Consider the following 18,064-nt stretch of genomic DNA (forward strand, 5'->3'; position numbering starts at 1 on the left):
ACACCATGGACGAGCCCGAGGTAACCGCGCATAGCGCGCTAGTTCTCGACCCCGACGAGCCCGACGACGCTCTGATGTTGGAGCGGCTCCGAGCCGATCCCCTCGTCGAGGTTCTCGACCGGCTCGATGCACAACTGGCCAATCTGCGCAGCGTTCGGCCGGCACCGGATTCGGAGCTCCTCGGCGAACGGAGCCGGTGGGCTTACTACCCCTGGCGGCGGACCGTCGTCGCGGTGCTGGGCCCGCAGGGGTTTCGCGCGCTACGGCTTGATCGCAACAGAAACAACATCACCATTCGAGAACAGGCCCGGCTCAATTCGCTGACCATTGGCGTCGCCGGCCTGAGCGTAGGCCATGTCATCGCTCACACCCTGGCGCTACAGGGATTATGTGGCACGATTCGGCTGGCAGATTTCGATCATTTGGAACTGTCAAATCTGAATCGGGTGCCGGCCACCGTGTTCGATCTCGGGTTGAACAAGGCGCATGTGGCGGCACGCCGGATCGCCGAGCTCGATCCCTACCTGGCGGTGGACGTGTTCGAGGCGGGACTCACCGCGGACAACCTCGAGGCGTTCCTGGATGGACTCGACATCGTTGTCGAGGAATGCGATTCGCTCGACATCAAGGTCGGCCTGCGCTTGGCATCGCGCGACCGGCGTCTCCCCGTGCTCATGGCAACCAGCGATCGCGGAAGGGTCGATGTTGAACGCTTCGATCAAGACCCTGACCGTCCGATCCTGCACGGGCTGCTGGGCGACCTGGACATCAAGCTGCTGCCGGGCATGAGCATCCGGGAAAAAATTCCTTACATGCTCCGTTACGACGAAGCCGATCGTGTATCGCCCCGCACTGCCGCATCACTGATCGAGATCGACCGATCGCTCTCGACCTGGCCCCAGCTGGCGTCCGACGTCATCGTCGGCGCTTCGGCTTTAGCCGAAGCCGTACGCAGAATCGGGCTGGGCGAAGAACTGAGATCGGGTCGGTGCCGCATCGACATGGGCTGGGAACTCGATCAACTCGACGAAGTCGAGCCGGCCCACCATCGCCCCGAGCCCGATGACGGGCATCGCAGCGACGCAGCGCCTTCGATGGTCAGCGATCCTATTGTCGCTGCCGCGATGCGCGCCCCCTCGGGCGGAAACAGCCAGCCATGGCGTATCGACGCAGAACCGACCAAACTCACCATAAGCATTGCGACGGAACATACTTCGACCATGGACGTAGGGTTCCGCGGCAGCGCTGTCGCATTGGGCGCAGCCCTGTACAACGTCAGGATCGCCGCCGCCGCCCGCGGGATGCTCGGGCCGGTGAGCGTCTCCGAAGACGTGGCCGGCTCTCCCCTACAGGCCGCGATCGACTTCGGAAACGGTAGCGACCCCACCCTCGCCGACCTCTACGAACCGATGCTCGCGCGCGAGACCAACCGCCATCGCGGAACGCGTCAACCGCTCGACGACCAGACGATCAAGTTGCTCTCGACCGCGGCAGAGCGGGAGGGCGCGCGCCTGCACCTGCTCACCGAGCGGGACGACCTGTCGCGGGCCGCAACGATTTTCGGTGCGGCCGACCGAATCCGGTACTTGACACCACAGCTGCACAAAGAGATGTTTGCGGAACTGCGCTGGCCCGGTGACCCCGATCCCGACGTCGGTATCGAGGTGCTCAGCCTCGAACTCGACGACAGCGACTTGGCACTATTTGATGTCGTCCGGCGGCCCGACGTGATGGCTTGCCTTGCGGACTGGAACGCCGGCGGCGCGCTGGGCGACGGCATGCGCGACCAAGTCCTCGACAGCTCGGCACTGGCGGTGATCACCGTGACGGGGGAGCGTCTTACCGACTATGCCCGTGGTGGGTCAGCCGTTGAGGCGGTATGGATCCTCGCGCAGCGTGAGGGCCTCGCCGTCCGGCCGTTGTCACCGGTCTTCTTGCATGCTCGAAACGCTGACGATCTCCACGAGTTATCCGCCGACTTCGCCAGCGAATTAAAGCAATTGCAAAGCGATTTCGTCCGCCTAACCGCGACCGGTCCCGAGGAATCGATCGTGCTGGTCTTGCGGTTGACCACCGCACCACCTGCGTCGCGACCGAGTCGCCGCAGTCTGAGCCGAGTCCGTTCCCGGCGGTAGCCGACTCAGAACGGTTTCGCGGTAAATCCCCAGCGCAACAAGGCCGCCTCGCGGCGGGCCGGGCCGCGTAACCGGGCATCATGCGTGCCGGTTAGAGCGTTCGGTTTGCCGCGCGCACCGAACATCCAGTACGCCTGCAGATAGGGCAACGGTGTCGAATGCCCGCAGTGCATTCCTTGCAGTCCAGCCGCGGCAAGCTCTTTCGAGAGCTCCGCGATGGTGAACGCCGCCGCCTCGCTTGCAATTGCGTCTTGGCGCAGGACAGCCGGCGAGTCGGGGTCTGCGATCGCGAGCATGTTGGGGGCGGCTGTCGGGTCCCGCAGGCGCTGGAAATCGGAGATCCATACCGCGGCCCCGCTGTGGCGTTGGATAGCAGCGATCTGTCCGAGCGCGCCGCGCAACGTGTCGAAATCCGGTAGCTGATGCAGGGTCCACATGCAGGAGATCGCGTCCCACGGAGCCGTGGAAATCCGTCCTGGCAGCGCGGTGATGTCCTCGCGCAGCAGTTCGACACGTTCGCCCAGACCTTCAGCGTCGAACAGCTCGCGCGCCGTGGACAGCATGTTGGGGGCTAGATCGACGGCGGTCGCCCGAACATCGGGCCGTCGGCGCAGGACGGCGCTGAGCGCACGGCCCGAGCCGACGCCGAGATCGAGCAGCGCGCCGCCCGGTGGAAGGAGCGCATCGAGCGCACGAGCGCAGAAATCGTATATAGCGACTATTCCTGGGTTGGACGCGCCGCCGGTGTGGAACTGGGCAACGGATTCCGGATCGTCCACCACCATTGGCTCGGGAATGCGCTCGCGCCCCGCGGGATGCGAGCGCTCGCGCAAAACGACGCCCGGTACCCGCCACATCGGCCGAATTCTCTTCACCCTCAACCTCTCATGAGTCCGTGTCATCGATTTCGAGCCGCACGGTCATACATGATTATGAACTCGACCCATGTTTTCCACTGGCCGCACGTCGTCTTTCGATCTTCCGAAAACACGTTCAACGACTTGCCCGGTCAGCCGGGATCGGTAAGCTTTGCCTGCGCGGTCCTTTGATCGATGTAGGCAACGTTGTCCGCGGGAGGTAGGCGTGGTTCAGACCCTTGCGAGTGACGGACTCAAATCATTACCGCTGCCGCCGGTGAATCCCATGCCCTATCGTCAGCGTCTTGCGGCGGTGCGGGAATTCAGCACGGGTACCGAGCGGCTGCGTGATGCCGGCGGGCGAGTGAGCTTTTTCAGGTTAGGGCCGCGATGGCTGATGCCGCCGATAGTGTTGGCAACATCTCCGGAGGCTATTCGCGACATCCTCAGCACCAAAGATGATTCCGTGGACAAGACGACCCCGGTATTCGAGCAGGTGCGCCACATCATCGGCGCCAGCCTTACTGATCTTCCCTTCGAGCCGTGGAAGTCACGTCGGCGCACCCTGCAGCCGGTGTTCACCAAACAGCGTGTGAACGAGTTCGGCGGTCACATGGAGCAGGCAGCACAGTCCGTGAGCCAGGGGTGGCGCGAGGACGCCGTGATCGATTTGGACGCCGAGTGCCGCACGATCACGCTGCGCGCGCTGGGCCGGTCGGTGCTCGGGCTCGACCTGGAACAACGCGCCGACGACGTTGTTGAGCCGCTACGGGTGGCGTTGGCCTACGCGGTCAGGCGCGCGACGAGCCCGCTACGCGCCCCTCGCTGGTTGCCCACTCCCGCGCGTCGGCGCGCGCGAGCGGCAAGCGCGAAACTTCATGCCCTGACGCAGGAGATTTTGCGCGACTGCCGCGCCGATCCGACGCGGGTCGCACCACTGGTCCACGCGCTCATCGCCGCCGAGGATCCAGAGACCGGAAAACGGTTGACTGATGAAGAGATTTGCGACGAACTGGTCATGTTTATGTTCGCTGGCCACGACACCACAACCACGGCGTTGACGTACGCTCTGTGGGCTCTGGGACACCACGCCGACTGCCAGGACCGCGTCGCGGCAGAAGTCGCGGCCCTGCCGGATCGGCCGCTGACGTCCGACGACATGGCACGGCTGGGCTATACGGTCCAGGTCATCCGGGAATCGCTTCGCCTGTGCCCCCCGGCGCCCACGGGCACACGTATGGCGTGCCGGGACGTGGAGGTGGGCGGTTACCGGGTGCCGAAGGGCACCATGCTCGTTGTCGGGAGGATGGCCGTACAACGCGACCCGCAACTCTGGAAGGACCCGCTCCGATTCGATCCCGACCGGTTCAGCCCTGAGAACTTCAAGGCGCTCAATCGTTGGCAATACGTGCCATTCGGCGGCGGACCGCGCTCGTGCATTGGCGACCATTTCGCCATGCTCGAAGTGACCCTCGCCTTGGCGACGCTCATCCGCGGGTTCGAAATCCGCTCTCTCAACGATGAATTTCCGCTTGCATTGCACTTCACGATGATTGCCGGTGGTCCGATTCCTGTCCGCGTTCGACCGCGTCGCTAGCGGTATCGGGCACCCAAGCGCATCGACGGCTTCCATATCGAAGTGCTCAGCCCGGGGGAACAACGACGGGGCGGGGCAACACCTGATCACCGACAAAAACGCCACCGCCTGTGCAGCAACGATTCTGGCCCGGGCACTGCGCAGCCGCGACCGCCCCGTTTCGCCGCTGAGCTAACCGTCACCGGCGGCACCGATGCATGCTGCGGCGCTGCCCTGGAGCTGACACGATCTCCGAGGTGCGCCGCCGGAAATCCAGCCCGTCGATGCGAGACAGGGTGCGCCCCCCAAATGTCACAATCCACCTGGCACAACAGCCGCAGCAGAGCGCTCGGTCCGTAATATACGGATGTTGAACAGCTTCGCGCCGGCTGTGATGGGTGTCACCGAGCAGCAGCTCGAATCAGACGACGGGGGTGCGGCGGCCGTCCCCTAGGGGTCATCTGGGCCAGCTGCCTGCGGTGAACCGGCTCGGGTGGCGCATGGATCTGCCAGAGTGATTTCACACAGACGCGTGACGCGGCAAACAAAAACTGCCTCCCCGCACTAGTAACAGCTACGGTAAGGGCAAATGTCGGGCACCTTGGACTACTTGGTCACTGCGGCCGCCGCCGAGTTGATGGCGGCCACCGCGGCTGACTCGGCCGCGATCAGCGAACGAGTGCTCGGCAACCTGGTTCGCGACCTGGGCGTCGATTTCAGCTTCCTGCGACACAACGACCACACCATCCGCGCCACGATCCTGATCGCCGAATTCCCGCCCCGCAATGCCGACCCGGACCCGATCGGCATCGTGTATTTCGCCGACGCCGACTCCATCTTCGCTCGGGCCGAACACCTCAAGACGCCAGATGTGATGCGGCCCCGGCCGGACAACGCCGACTATCAGCACAACATCGAAGAGGGCACCGGTGCTCCCACCGTCTCCCTCGCCGCCGTTCCGCTGCTATCCGGCGACGTCACCACCGGCACGCTGGCCTTCGGCAAGCTCGGAGACCGCGAATGGCTGCCGGAAGAACTCAACGCCCTGCAAGCCATCGCCGCGCTGTTCGCCCAGCTGCAGGGCCGCACCGTCGCAGAAGAACGACTCCACTATCTTGCCGAACACGATGACCTCACCGGCCTGCTCAACCGCAGGGCGCTGATCGAGTACCTGGACCAGCGGCTGGCCGAGGGGCAGCCCGGCCCGGTCTCGGTGGTGTTCATTGCCTTGGACCGCTTCAAGGTCATCAACGACCACCTGGGGCAAAACGCCGGCGACCGGTTCATTGAGGCCTTCGCCCAACTGCTCCGAGAGGCCACGGACGTCCCGGCGGCCATCGCCCGTTTCGGCGGTGACGAGTTCGTCGTCGTACCCACGGCAGCAATGGACATCGAGGCCGCCGAAGTGTTTGCCCAGTCGCTGCACGACCTAGTCCACAAGCAGGTCATGATCGACGATGAGCTGCTCACCCGTACGGTCAGTATTGGCGTCACGTCGGCTCTACCCGGGCAGGACAGCACCTCGGACCTGCTGCGCCGGGTCGACCAGGCCCTCCGGTCGGCGAAAAATTCCGGCGGCGACAGGGTCGTCACTTTCAGCCCGGAGATGTTGAGAACGAACATGATTCGCAACGACATCGAACTGCACCTGGAAGGGATGGTCGACAGCCGTACCGGCGCTATGGTGCTCCATTACCTTCCGGAGTTCGACATGCGAACCGGTGAAATCCTCGGCACCGAGGCGTTAATCCGTTGGCAACACCCCACTCTCGGACTGTTGATGCCCGATTCGTTCATCCAAGTGGTCGAATCGATCAACCTGGGCGCCAAACTCGGCCGTCTCGTAATGCGTGCGGCGTGTGCGCAGTTCGGGCTTTGGCAGTCACGCGACGTCGGGCGCGGTGCGGTGTTGCGCATCAATGTATCGCCCGTGCAGCTCGTCACCGATGGCATCGTCGACACCGTTGCGACCACACTCAACGAGTTCGGCCTCGACCCGCAGACGGTATGTCTGGAGATCACCGAAAGCGTGGTGGTCCAAGACATCGACGCCACACGCAAGACGCTCTTCAGATTGAAGGAGATCGGAGTACAGATCGCCATCGATGACTTCGGCACCGGCTACAGCGTGCTGACGTATCTGAAATCGCTGCCCGTCGACACCCTGAAGATCGACAAGGGGTTTGTCCGCAATCTTGACACCAACGCCGGCGACCTGGCGATCGTGCGCTCCACGATGGCCCTGGCCGACGCCTTCGGACTGGACGCCGTCGCCGAAGGCGTCGAAACCGTGGCCGCGGCCAAGACATTGCTCGGCCTGGGCTGCTACCGGGCGCAAGGCTTTCTGCTCTCCCGCCCGCTGGACAGCGCCGCAATGGAGGCGCTGCTCGCCAAACGCGTCGTGCCGATGGACTTCTCCGACGGCGCGGCCGCTGCACCGGATAAGGGCTCCGCCACCGAGAACGTGGTTGAGATCCGCGGTAAGCAGAACTCTTGATCGCCGCCTACGCGCGGCGCTGAAACAGGTAGTAGCGCGACGGGTTCTTCTGGTCGAGCTCTCGTTCGTCGCCCGCGGAGACCAGCGTCCAGCCCGGGGTGAATCGGCGCTCTATTTCGGCATCGTCGATGCCCGGCACACCGATCCTGCGGCCGGGAGGAAACGCGGCGATGTAGAGCCACGCGTCGGGCGCCGCCACAGCAGAGACTTCCCGGACGTAGGCGTCGCGATCGGCGCCGCTCATGTTGTGGATGCAGGCGTTGTCGACGATCAACTGAAAGCCCGCACCGATTCCGGCCCGACTCAATTGCGTCACGTCGGCGCGCACAAAGTTGACCGAAACATCGGCGGCGCGAGCTTTGGCGCGGGCCTTGTCGAGCGGCTTGGCCACATAGTCGACGGCAGTTACCTGCCAACCGTGCTGGGCGAGGTAAATCGCGCAGTCTCCGGTACCGCATCCGACATCGAGGGCCGATCCCGTGGACAGCCCGGCTTCGCCGGACGTTCCTTCGACCAGGTCTCGTAGACCCTGCCCGATCGGATGGCCCTCCCACGGTGTGAAGCCGATGCGGTAGAAAATCCGAAAGCGGGTGTGTCGCGAGGCCATACACGCAATGATCGCATTCGCGGCGAGCAGCCGCTCTCCGGCCCGGTAATCGCCACGCCTGACCGCCCTTTCGACGATCTCGAGGTCATTACCGGCAACGGTTCATCGAATTCTGTGTAGCACCAACGAAAATAGATGCGCCGCCCCGTCGCGATAGTCCCAACGTTGCCGCCAACGAGATCACCGCCGACGAGGACGTGCAGATGACCCGCTGCGGCCCGGTCTCTCCTAAGCCGAAATGCGACCGAGAATTTCGGCGTTGTGGGCGCACATCAGCTTGAATTGTTCGGGTTCGGCGTGCGTCGCGATGGTACGGCGGTCCCACCACATCACCTTGGTGCGGTAGTCCTCGGTGGGATAGGCGGCCGCCGGTATCCCAGAGGCCACGACGCCGCCGGAGGATGCCCACTGTTCCAACACGTGAGCCGCTGCGGTGGCCATGATGAACTGGACATCCAGCATCGTCATCACCGGCAGCGCGTTACGCGCCAGCACCCGGGACAGCACCCGGCTGCTGTAATCCTGGGAATTGGTCCAAGCGCTTTTGACTTCGACAACGCCGAAGGGGATCCGGTTGGCGATCATATGGCTCAGCACGGCACGTCCCGGATTGCCGGCCCACTCGTCGAGGGCGTGGGACTGCTCAGGTGCGCGCAGGGGACCCACGAGGCGGTGACCGCCGACCACCCGGCCGTTTGGATCGACCACCGTGAAGAACAGCGTCGTGTCGGCGCCATCCCGAATCGCGTCGAGATCGAGCACCCACTCCAAGCCGTGACGACGGTAGCTGCGGACCGCGCCGTCCAGGTATTGCTCCCATAGGCTGGGCTCCGCCTGTGGCGTGGCCGCGGTGACCCAGCATCCTGTCGCCAGATCGCGCCAGCCTGTCCCGCCATCCAGCCACGAGCCGTGAATCGCCTGACCAGTGAGCTGAGCCGCTTCCATTGGTATCCCTTCGCTTGTTAACCATGACGGCCCGACTATTTCGTCGGCGCGCTTTGAATTATTTCCCAAAATGTGCGCACGATAAATAACCGACAGTATTTATTCTGTTGAGATCGTTTGTCGTGGCCAAACTGTTAGCGTTACCGATGAGTAATCGGCAACGAGCCGAAAGTTTGCGGTCGCTGATGCAGTATGGCCCCCTGTTAGTGGAAGCGGTAGTCACTCCGCCGGCCCCGTCCGGGTCGGCTGTGGCATTGCCCGCCGACCCGGGTCGGTCCGCAGGCTGCGATGACCTTCAGTTACCGCAGCCAGGGCCGTTCCCACTCAGATGATTCAACCAAACCGCCCTGGGGCTTCTACCTGTGGATTCCCTGTGTCGCGGCCGCCGAAGAGCCGCGGGTTTGCTACCGCCGCCCGAGGTAATGGAGCGCGTTTTCCGCCCACTTTCTCGGGTTTCCGACGATTTTCCGCGCGCAGGCACGGCGGCGGCGAAGAAGCAAAATTCCACAGCCAAAGCGATTTTGCGGGCTGATGTTTGGCAACTGATCGCTTTTAGTCGGGCAGCGGCAGGTGGCTCTTACCGAACCCCGGGCATGAGGGCAGACTCGACGTCGTGACCGGGCAGTGGACCGTGGCGCGCGTCCGGCGCGCCATATTCGCGCGGCATTGCAACCCGTGGAGCGCCTGGACTCGCTGGGCGACCACGCCGCTGACGCTCGTGCCCGTCTGGACTCGGCGATGGGGACACGCGGCGTGGGTCGCGGTGTGGTTCGCCGTCAACCCCGTCGTCTTCGGCAAGCCGGCGCATGAACGGGCCTGGTCGACGCGGGCGATGCTGGGCGAGGAACTCTGGATCAGCCGTCGGCCCCGGGACGCGGCGATGCTGGTCAGCGCCCTGACATCCGCGTCCGCGGTGGGCGCCGTCGCCGCCGCCCGCCGCCATCGACTGGGACCGGCCGCGATCGCCACCGCGGTGCAGATGGCCCTGACGCTGGTGTATTGGCAGCAGATGGTGCGCTATCTGGACCGCGAAGCGCAGTAGCGTGGCGGCATGCCCGACGAACCGACAATCCCCGAACCCGACCCCGGGTACGACAGCGCCGGCGTACCGACTTTCGAATCCGTCCGGGAGAAAATCGAGTCCCGGTACGCAACGGCGGAGGGCGCGGCGGAACTCGATGCCGACACGGCCGAGGGCCGCTCGGTAGAGGAGCAATACGAAGAGCGCCAGCGCGCCGCAGCCGAGCGGCTGGCGCAGATCCGGGAGTCGATGCGCTCCGACGAGCGTTGAGGTGCGTGCGTTCACGGTCGATGAGCGGCGTAACCGCCTGGCGCGCAGGCATTTTCTGGGCGCGGGCGACACATTGCCGATCACCCGGGTGATCGCCGGGCTGCTCGGCCTGCACGCGAGCGATCCCGCCACGCCCTACCTGTCGCTGTGGGCGCGATTGCTGGGCTTCGCGACCGCCGATCTCGAGGAGCAGCTGTACCGAAAACGCTCTGCGGTCAGGCATTTGGCGATGCGCCGCACACTGTGGCTGGTGCGCAGCGATGACCTGGCGACGATTCAGTCGGCCGCCAGCGACCGGGTCGCCGACAACGAACGTCGACGGCTGGCCGCCGACGTGCGCAAGGCCGGTGTGGCCGCCGACGGCGACCGCTGGCTCGACCTGGCCGGCGCCGCGGTGGTGCGCCACCTCGCCGCCAACGGACCCGCCAGCAGCACCGAACTGCGGGCGGCGCTCCCCGAGCTGGCCGGGACGTACGACCCGGCCCCCGGAAAGCGTTGGGGCGGCGAGGTTCCGCTCGGTCCCCGGGTGCTGACCGTGCTGTCGGCGCGGGGCGAAATCGTGCGCGGGCCAAACGACGGCGCCTGGACCACGTCGCGGCCGCGTTGGGCCACCACCGCGCACTGGCTCGGCGAGCTGGGCGAGCCGCCACCCGACCGCGAGGCCCGGGCGGAGCTGACCCGGCGCTGGCTGGCAACCTTCGGGCCGGCGACCGTCGCCGACGTCAAGTGGTGGTTCGGCACCACGCTGACCGCGGCGCGCCACGCCCTGGCCGACGTCGGCGCGGTGGAGATCGAGCTGCACGGCAGCGGCGCCGGCTGGGTGCTGCCCGACGACCTCGACCCCGAACCCCCCGCGCCGCCGTGGTGCGCGCTGCTGCCGGGCCTGGACGTCACGACAATGGGCTGGTTTCAGCGCGATTGGTACCTCGGCGAACACCGCGCCCAGGTTTTCGACACCAACGGCAACGCCGGCCCTACCGCCTGGTGGAACGGCCGCGTGGTGGGCGGGTGGTATCAGGACGAGGGCGCCCGCGTCCGGCTGCAGCTCCTCGAGGACCCCGGCCGCGACGGGCGGCGTGCCCTGCAACGGCGCGCCGACGAACTGACCTCGTGGCTGGACGGCGTGCGGATCAGCCCGCGTTTCCCGTCGCCGCTGTCGAAAGCCGGTGCCGCCGCGCTTCGCGAAACTTAAATGGCTGCGGCGTTTTTCGGCGCGTCGGGTGCGAAACCGGCTCAGGCGGTGACCTTGCGGCGCCCGTTCGACCGCCGCGCGGGCGCGGGGCTGCCCACGACGTCGGCCAGGAACTTGCCCGTGTAGCTTTCCGGCACCGCCGCGATGTCCTCCGGAGTCCCTTCGGCGACAACAGTTCCGCCCTCGGCGCCGCCCTCGGGCCCCATGTCGACGATCCAGTCCGACGTCTTGATGACGTCCAGGTTGTGTTCGATGACGATGACCGTATTGCCCTTGTCCACAAGGCCGTTGATCACGCTCAACAGTTTGCGGATGTCGTCGAAATGCAGCCCGGTGGTGGGCTCGTCGAGGATGTAGATGGTCCGACCGGTCGAACGCTTCTGCAATTCCGCGGCCAGCTTGACCCGCTGCGCCTCACCGCCGGACAGCGTCGGCGCGGGCTGGCCGAGCCGGACGTAGCCCAGCCCGACGTCGACAAGCGTGCGCAGATACCGGTGGATGCCGCTGATCGGCTCGAAGAACTCCGCCGCCTCCTCGATCGACATGTCGAGCACCTCGGAGATGGTCTTGCCCTTGTAGTGCACTTCCAGGGTTTCCCGGTTGTACCGGGCGCCGTGGCAGACCTCGCACGGCACGTACACGTCAGGCAGGAAGTTCATCTCGATCTTGATGGTGCCGTCGCCGGTGCACGCCTCGCAGCGACCGCCCTTGACGTTGAACGAAAATCGGCCGGGCTGATAACCGCGGACCTTCGCCTCGGTGGTGGCGGCGAACAGGGTGCGGATCTTGTCGAACACCCCGGTGTAGGTCGCCGGGTTGGACCGCGGCGTGCGGCCGATCGGCGACTGGTCGACGCGCACCAGCTTGTCCAGGTGGTCCAGCCCGGTCACCCGGGTGTGACGGCCCGGGACTTGCCGGGCGCCGTTGAGCCGGTTGGCCAGCACCGCGGCCAGGATGTCGTTCACCAGTGTCGACTTGCCCGAGCCCGACACCCCCGTCACCGCGGTCAACACGCCGAGCGGGAAGGACACGTCGATGCCGCGCAGGTTGTGCTCCCGCGCGCCAACGACGGTGAGCTTGCGCTTGTGGTTGACGGGCCGCCGGATGGCGGGTATCTCGATCCTCTCCTTGCCGGACAGGTAGGCGCCGGTGATCGAGTCCTTGTTGGCGAGTAGCTCAGCATAGGTTCCGCTGTGCACGATCTGGCCGCCGTGCTCGCCGGCCCTCGGGCCGATGTCGACGATCCAGTCGGCGTGCGCGATGGTGTCCTCGTCGTGTTCGACGACGATCAGCGTGTTGCCCAAATCCCTTAGGCGGGTGAGGGTTTCGATGAGCCGGCGGTTGTCGCGCTGATGCAGGCCGATGGACGGCTCGTCGAGCACGTAGAGCACGCCCACCAGACCGGACCCGATCTGGGTCGCCAGCCGGATGCGTTGCGCCTCACCGCCGGACAGCGTGGCCGCGGCGCGCGACAGCGACAGATAGTCCAGCCCGACGTCGAGCAAAAACCCGAGCCGCGACTGGATTTCCTTCAGCACCTGCCCGGCGATCGCCTGTTCGCGCGCCCCGAGGGTGAGCGCGTTCAGGAAGTCGGAGCAATCCGAGATCGACAGCTCGGACACCTCGGCGATGGACTTCTTGCCGTGCCGGCCGGCTGCGAGCGTGACGGCCAGGATCTCCGGCTTGAGCCGGGTGCCCTCGCACACCGGGCAGGGCACGTCGCGCATGAAGCCCTCGTAGCGCTCCTTCATCTGCTCGGATTCCGTCTGCGCCATCTTGCGCTGCAGGAACGCCAGCACGCCCTCGAAATCGGCGTAGTAGGACCGGGTGCGCCCGTACCGGTTGCGGTACCGCACGTGCACCTGGTGGTCGGACCCCTCGAGGATGGCCTTGCGGGCCTTGGCCGGAAGCCTGCGCCACGGCGTGTCGACGTCGAACCCCAGCTCCTCGCCGAGCCCGGCCATCATCCGGGTGAAGTACTCCGCGGTGTGGCCCGTCGACCAGGGCGCCACCGCGCCCTCGGCCAGGGTGCGCTCGGGGTCGGGGACCACCAGGTCGGGGTCGACCTCCTTGCGGATGCCCAGGCCGGTGCACTCGGGGCAGGCGCCGTAGGGCGAGTTGAACGAGAACGACCGCGGTTCCAGGTCGTCGACCGCAAGCGCGTGCCCGTTGGGGCAGGCCAGCTTCTCGGAGAACCGCTGTTCGCGGTTGTGCGCGTCGTGCTCGTGATCGACGAACTCGAGCACCACGATGCCGTCGGCCAGGTTCAGCGCGGTTTCCACCGAATCGGTGAGCCGCTGCTTGGCGCTGGCCTTGACGGTCAGCCGGTCGACCACCACCTCGATGTCGTGCTTCTCCTGCTTCTTCAGCTTCGGCGGATCCGTCAGCGAATGCACCACGCCGTCGACCCGCACCCGGCTGTAGCCCTGCGCGTTGAGCTTCTCGAACAGGTCGGCGAACTCGCCCTTGCGGGTGCGCACCACGGGCGCGAGCACCTGGAACCTGGTGCCCTCCGGCATCACCAGCACCTGGTCGACGATTTGCTGGGGCGTCTGCCGGGCGATGCGCTCGCCGCAGACCGGGCAGTGCGGTGTGCCCGCGCGGGCGTAGAGCAGCCGCAGGTAGTCGTAGACCTCGGTGATGGTTCCGACGGTCGACCGCGGGTTGCGGTTGGTGGACTTCTGGTCGATCGACACCGCCGGGGACAGGCCCTCGATGAAGTCGACGTCCGGCTTGTCCATCTGGCCCAGGAACTGGCGGGCGTACGCCGAGAGCGACTCCACGTAGCGGCGTTGGCCCTCGGCGAAGATGGTGTCGAACGCCAGCGACGACTTGCCCGATCCGGACAGCCCGGTGAACACGATCAACGAGTCACGCGGCAGGTCGAGGTCGACGCCGCGCAGGTTGTGCTCGCGGGCGCCTTTGACGATCAGGCGGTCAGCCACGCTGCCTTCTTTCAGGAACTATCAACGAATCTTTGATGCTGTCGCCGTTGATGCGCACGGCGCATTCCATGCTATGTGCCCATACCGACAAGCGATCGATGACCAGTAACGTGGCCGCTATGACCGTCTCGGTTGAGCCAAGCGACAACTACACCGGACACGTCGACCCTGGTACCGCGGCCCGCCGGACCCTACCCGGCGCCACGATTCTAAAGGCGTCGGTGGGCCCAATGGACAACAACGCGTATCTGGTGACGTGTTCCGCGACCGGGGAAACCCTGCTGATCGACGCGGCCAACGACGCCGACGTGCTGATCGACCTGATCCGCCGGTACGCGCCGAAGTTGTCGCTGATCGTGACCAGCCACCAGCACTTCGATCACTGGCAGGCGCTCGAGGCGGTCGCGAAGGCCACCGGCGCCCCGACCGCCGCGAACGAGATCGACGCCGAGCCGCTGCCGGTCAAGCCCGACCGTTTGCTGGCCGGTGGCGACACCGTCCGGATCGGCGAGCTCAGCTTCGACGTCATTCACCTGCGCGGGCACACCCCCGGCTCGGTCGCGCTGGCCCTCGATGGGCCCGCGACCGGCGGGGTCACGCAATTGTTCACCGGGGACTGCCTTTTCCCCGGCGGTGTCGGAAAGACCTGGCAGCCGGGAGATTTCGCCCAGCTGCTCGACGACGTCACGACGCGGGTGTTCGACGTCTACGACGACTCCACCGTCATCTACCCGGGCCACGGGGACGACACCGTGTTGGGCGTCGAGCGCCCGCACCTGGCCGAATGGAAAGAGCGCGGCTGGTAAGCCTTACGTCGGTGAGTGTGTGCTGACGGCTTTCCGTATGCGCTGACGGCGGGGTTTCGGCGATTTTTCCGCCCTGGGCTCACACTAAAAGCCCTGGATACACACCCAAACGCCGCGCCGCTACGTGGTGTGCACGATCAGCACGTCGACCTTGGCCCGGCGCGAGACGTTGGCCGGCACCGATCCCAGCAGGCGTCCCGCGATCGTGCTCAGGCCGACGTTGCCGACGACCAGCAGATCGGCTTTTTCGTCCTCGGCGAGCTTGACCAACGCGTCGACCGGGGCGCCGACGATCGACCGGTCTTCCACGTTCTTGGCGCCCGCGTTGTGCGCCCGCTCCTTGGCGTCCTGCAGGATCGCGTAAATCGGCGCGGTCCCCGACACCTTGTAGCTCTCGTCCCGCAGTGCGTCGGCGGCTCGGGTGTCCTCGTGTTGGGGCAGGTACGCCGACGCGATGATCAGCTTCGCGTCGTCCCCCGCGATCTGCGCCGCCCGGTCCACCGCGCGAAACGACGAATCCGAGCCGTCGGTCCCGACCACCACGGTTCGATAGGCACTCATTTACCCTCCCAGTTTCGGTTGGTCAGCCAACCCAAGACAGTATCGCGTTTGCCCGATGGAAAGGAGAAAGAATTCCGACCGGGCGTGGCGTGGCGCTACGGGCATTTACCGGGGCCGCGCGGCACCGGCGGCCTATTTGCCCGCGGGTTGAGAGGGCCGTTCGAGCAGGGCTGACGCCGAAAGCCTTGCACAAGCCCGCTTTTGGTGAACCGCAGGCGCCCGTCGCAAATGTGAGCAAGCACCCTACCCTCCCCCACCAGGCTCGCGGCGAGCCAGTTCACTTGGCGCCCCTTACAGTGACAAGCATCATGGCCATGTCCACCGCTGAGCAGTGCGCTTCCGACGCCCCGGACGTCGCTGAGGAGGCGGTGCCGGCGCGCCCGCGCGGCAGGTTGCTGGATCCGTGGGCGATCGCCGTGTTCGCCGCCGTTGTCAGCGCTGCGTGGGCCTGCAGGCCGTCGTTGTGGTTCGACGAGGGAGCCACCATCTCGGCGTCGGCCAGCAGGACTTTGCCCGAGCTGTGGAAGCTGCTGGGCCACATCGACGCCGTTCACGGGCTGTATTACCTGCTCATGCACGGTTGGTTCGCGATATTTCCGCCGACGGAGTTCTGGTCGCGGGCGCCGAGCGCCATTGCGGTCGGGGCCGCGGCCGCGGGCCTCACGGTGTTCACCAGGCGGTTCGTCCCCGGGCGCGTCACGGCGCTGTGCGCGGGAGCTGTCTTCGCCATCCTGCCGCGCACCACCTGGGCGGGGATGGAAGCGCGCTCGTATGCCTTCGCGGCCGCCGCGGCCATCTGGCTGACCGTGTTGCTCGTCGCCGCCGTGAGGCGCAACCGGCCGCAATTGTGGGTGGGCTACGCGCTGGCGTTGATGCTGTCGATCCTGCTCAGCCTCAACCTGGTCCTGTTGGTGCTGGTGTACGCGGTTTTGGTGCCGCTGCTGGCGCCGAAGGAATCCCGCAGGACGCGGGTTATCTGGTGGGCGGCCAGCTCGGCCGTCGCCGTCGGCGCCATGACGCCGTTCCTCGTCTTCGCCCATGGCCAGGTGTACCAGGTCAACTGGATCTTTCCCGTCAGCTGGCACTACGCCTTCGACATCAGCCTGCGGCAATACTTCGACCACAGCGTCCCGTTCGCGATCCTCACGGCGGTGCTCCTCGTCGCGGCGATCGTGGCGTGGCGGAGGGGCGCCCGCGGTCCGGGCGGCGACCTGCGCGTGCTCCTCGTCATCTGCGCCGTGTGGATCGTGCTGCCCACCGCGCTCGTCGTCATCTACTCGGCCGTCATTGAACCGATCTACTTTCCCCGCTACCTGATCCTCACCACGCCCGCGGTGGCCGTCGTCATGGCCGTCTGCATCGTCACGCTGGGCCGCAAACCGTGGCCCGTCGTGGCGGTGGTCCTGGCGTTTGCCGCCGCCGCGGTGCCGAACTACCTGTTCATCCAGCGCTGGCCGTACGCCAAGGAGGGCTGGGATTACAGCCAGGTGGCCGACCTGATCAGCTCCCAGGCGGCGCCCGGGGACTGCCTGATGGTGGACAACACCGTGCCCTGGCGGCCCGGGCCGATCCGGGCACTGCTGGCCACCCGGCCGGCGGCCTTCCGCTCGCTGATCGACGTGGAACGCGGCGCCTACGGGCCGAAGGTCGGCTGGCTGTGGGACGGTCACGTCGCCGTGTGGCTGACGACCGCCAAGATCAACAAGTGCCCGGCCATCTGGACCATCACCAACAGGGACGGCTCGCTGCCGGGTCACCAAGCCGGACCGTCGCTCCCGCCGGGAACCGCCTTCGGCCGCTCCCCGGCGTACCGGTTCCCGAGCTACCTCGGGTTCCGCATCGTCGAGCGTTGGCAGTTCCATTACTCGCAGGTCGTGAAGTCGACGCGGTGACGGGCGCGTAGAAGCGCAATCCGTGGGTAGTTGACGGACATGCAGATACTGCTGGCCAACCCGCTGCTCGGCGGTGACGTGCAGGGCGCGCGCCACGTCATCGAGCTGTTGGCCGCCTTCGGCCTGACGGCGCTCATCGGCCTGGAGCGCACGGTTCAGGGCAAGAGCGCGGGCCTGCGGACCCAGACCATCGTCGGCACGTCGTCGGCGTTGATCATGCTGGTCAGCAAGTTCGGCTTCTTCGACATCGTGCACGAAGGGACCGTCGCGCTCGACCCGTCCCGCGTCGCAGCCCAAATCGTCTCGGGCGTCGGCTTTTTGGGCGCCGGCATCATCATCACGCGACGCGGCGCCGTGCACGGGCTCACGACGGCGGCGGCGGTGTGGGAATCGGCCGCGATCGGCATGGCGGTGGGCGCCGGGTTGTTGCTGCTGGCCATCGCGGTGGTGGCGCTGCACTTCGTCAGCGCGCTCGCGTTCAGCGCCGTCGAGCGCCAGCTCACCGCCCGGCTGCGCGGGACCCGCCGGCTGACCATCATCTACGAGAACGGCCGGGGCGTGCTGCGGGAGCTGCTACGGATCTGCGGGCAGCGGGAGTGGCAGCTCACCGAGCTCGATGCCGACGCCCACGACATCGATGACGGCGAGGTCAGGGTGACGATGACTCTGTCGGGCGCCAAGATGGGCAGCGCCTCCGAGGTTTTCGCCGACGTCGACGGGGTGGTTGCCATCCTCCGCGGCGGCGAAGAACCCGACTGAG

At 66.3% G+C, this 18,064-nt stretch carries 14 protein-coding genes; 9 read left to right on the forward strand and 5 right to left on the reverse strand.

Features of this window, described 5'->3' with window-relative positions; genetic code table 11:
* The first annotated feature begins 5 nt into the window (after nt 1-5).
* Complete coding sequence (locus AC5Y4S_RS25135; RefSeq protein ID WP_500035298.1) at nt 6-2,135, forward strand: Rv1355c family protein; 2,130 nt, start codon at nt 6-8, stop codon at nt 2,133-2,135.
* Between the two features lie 5 nt (nt 2,136-2,140).
* Here the strand turns inward: AC5Y4S_RS25135 and AC5Y4S_RS25140 are convergent, their stop codons facing one another.
* The gene (locus AC5Y4S_RS25140; protein ID WP_500035299.1) at nt 2,141-2,992 is read right to left on the reverse strand and encodes a class I SAM-dependent methyltransferase; all 852 of its coding nucleotides are present in this window, start codon (nt 2,990-2,992) and stop codon (nt 2,141-2,143) included.
* Nucleotides 2,993-3,218: 226 nt separating this feature from the next.
* Between AC5Y4S_RS25140 and AC5Y4S_RS25145 the strand changes: the two genes are divergently transcribed.
* Both AC5Y4S_RS25145 and AC5Y4S_RS25150 read left to right on the forward strand, forming a co-directional pair.
* Nucleotides 3,219-4,589 (forward strand): cytochrome P450, encoded by a 1,371-nt coding sequence (locus AC5Y4S_RS25145; protein ID WP_500035300.1) that lies wholly within the window; start codon nt 3,219-3,221, stop codon nt 4,587-4,589.
* Between the two features lie 568 nt (nt 4,590-5,157).
* Nucleotides 5,158-7,065, forward strand: coding sequence for a putative bifunctional diguanylate cyclase/phosphodiesterase (locus tag AC5Y4S_RS25150; protein ID WP_500035301.1), 1,908 nt, complete (start codon nt 5,158-5,160; stop codon nt 7,063-7,065).
* 7 nt (nt 7,066-7,072) lie between these two features.
* Here AC5Y4S_RS25150 and AC5Y4S_RS25155 read toward each other — a convergent pair whose 3' ends face one another.
* Both AC5Y4S_RS25155 and AC5Y4S_RS25160 read right to left on the reverse strand, forming a co-directional pair.
* The gene (locus AC5Y4S_RS25155) at nt 7,073-7,672 is read right to left on the reverse strand and encodes a class I SAM-dependent methyltransferase (RefSeq protein ID WP_500035302.1); all 600 of its coding nucleotides are present in this window, start codon (nt 7,670-7,672) and stop codon (nt 7,073-7,075) included.
* Between the two features lie 228 nt (nt 7,673-7,900).
* A complete protein-coding gene (locus AC5Y4S_RS25160) occupies nt 7,901-8,617 on the reverse strand; it encodes a hypothetical protein (protein ID WP_500035303.1) in 717 nt (238 codons plus the stop codon).
* Between the two features lie 613 nt (nt 8,618-9,230).
* Here AC5Y4S_RS25160 and AC5Y4S_RS25165 point away from each other — a divergent pair.
* From AC5Y4S_RS25165 to AC5Y4S_RS25175, 3 genes are read left to right on the forward strand one after another with little or no spacing between them, the layout of a single operon-like run.
* On the forward strand, nt 9,231-9,659 hold the full coding sequence (locus AC5Y4S_RS25165) for a DUF6653 family protein (RefSeq protein WP_500035304.1): 429 nt from the start codon (nt 9,231-9,233) through the stop codon (nt 9,657-9,659).
* Between the two features lie 9 nt (nt 9,660-9,668).
* On the forward strand, nt 9,669-9,908 hold the full coding sequence (locus tag AC5Y4S_RS25170) for a PspA/IM30 family protein (protein WP_500035305.1): 240 nt from the start codon (nt 9,669-9,671) through the stop codon (nt 9,906-9,908).
* A 1-nt stretch (nt 9,909) separates the two neighbouring features.
* On the forward strand, nt 9,910-11,100 hold the full coding sequence (locus AC5Y4S_RS25175) for a winged helix DNA-binding domain-containing protein (protein ID WP_500035306.1): 1,191 nt from the start codon (nt 9,910-9,912) through the stop codon (nt 11,098-11,100).
* Nucleotides 11,101-11,141: 41 nt separating this feature from the next.
* On the opposite strand, the gene uvrA is transcribed toward AC5Y4S_RS25175, so the two are convergent.
* A complete protein-coding gene (gene uvrA / locus AC5Y4S_RS25180; protein ID WP_085191146.1) occupies nt 11,142-14,045 on the reverse strand; it encodes an excinuclease ABC subunit UvrA in 2,904 nt (967 codons plus the stop codon).
* Between the two features lie 119 nt (nt 14,046-14,164).
* On the opposite strand from uvrA, the gene AC5Y4S_RS25185 reads away from it, so the two are divergent.
* Nucleotides 14,165-14,851: an MBL fold metallo-hydrolase gene (locus AC5Y4S_RS25185; RefSeq protein ID WP_500035307.1), complete on the forward strand. Its 687-nt coding sequence runs from the start codon at nt 14,165-14,167 to the stop codon at nt 14,849-14,851.
* Nucleotides 14,852-14,971: 120 nt separating this feature from the next.
* On the opposite strand, the gene AC5Y4S_RS25190 is transcribed toward AC5Y4S_RS25185, so the two are convergent.
* Nucleotides 14,972-15,412, reverse strand: coding sequence for a universal stress protein (locus tag AC5Y4S_RS25190; protein ID WP_068107190.1), 441 nt, complete (start codon nt 15,410-15,412; stop codon nt 14,972-14,974).
* A 308-nt stretch (nt 15,413-15,720) separates the two neighbouring features.
* Between AC5Y4S_RS25190 and AC5Y4S_RS25195 the strand changes: the two genes are divergently transcribed.
* Together AC5Y4S_RS25195 and AC5Y4S_RS25200 are read left to right on the forward strand one after the other, a co-directional pair.
* Nucleotides 15,721-17,304, forward strand: coding sequence for a mannosyltransferase (locus AC5Y4S_RS25195; protein ID WP_500035308.1), 1,584 nt, complete (start codon nt 15,721-15,723; stop codon nt 17,302-17,304).
* 39 nt (nt 17,305-17,343) lie between these two features.
* Nucleotides 17,344-18,063 carry an MgtC/SapB family protein gene (locus tag AC5Y4S_RS25200; protein WP_500035309.1) on the forward strand — a complete coding sequence of 240 codons (720 nt, stop codon included), beginning with the start codon at nt 17,344-17,346 and terminating at the stop codon, nt 18,061-18,063.
* Nucleotide 18,064 lies beyond the last annotated feature (1 nt).

The sequence above is a fragment of the Mycobacterium sp. NGS64 genome (genome assembly GCF_059812245.1).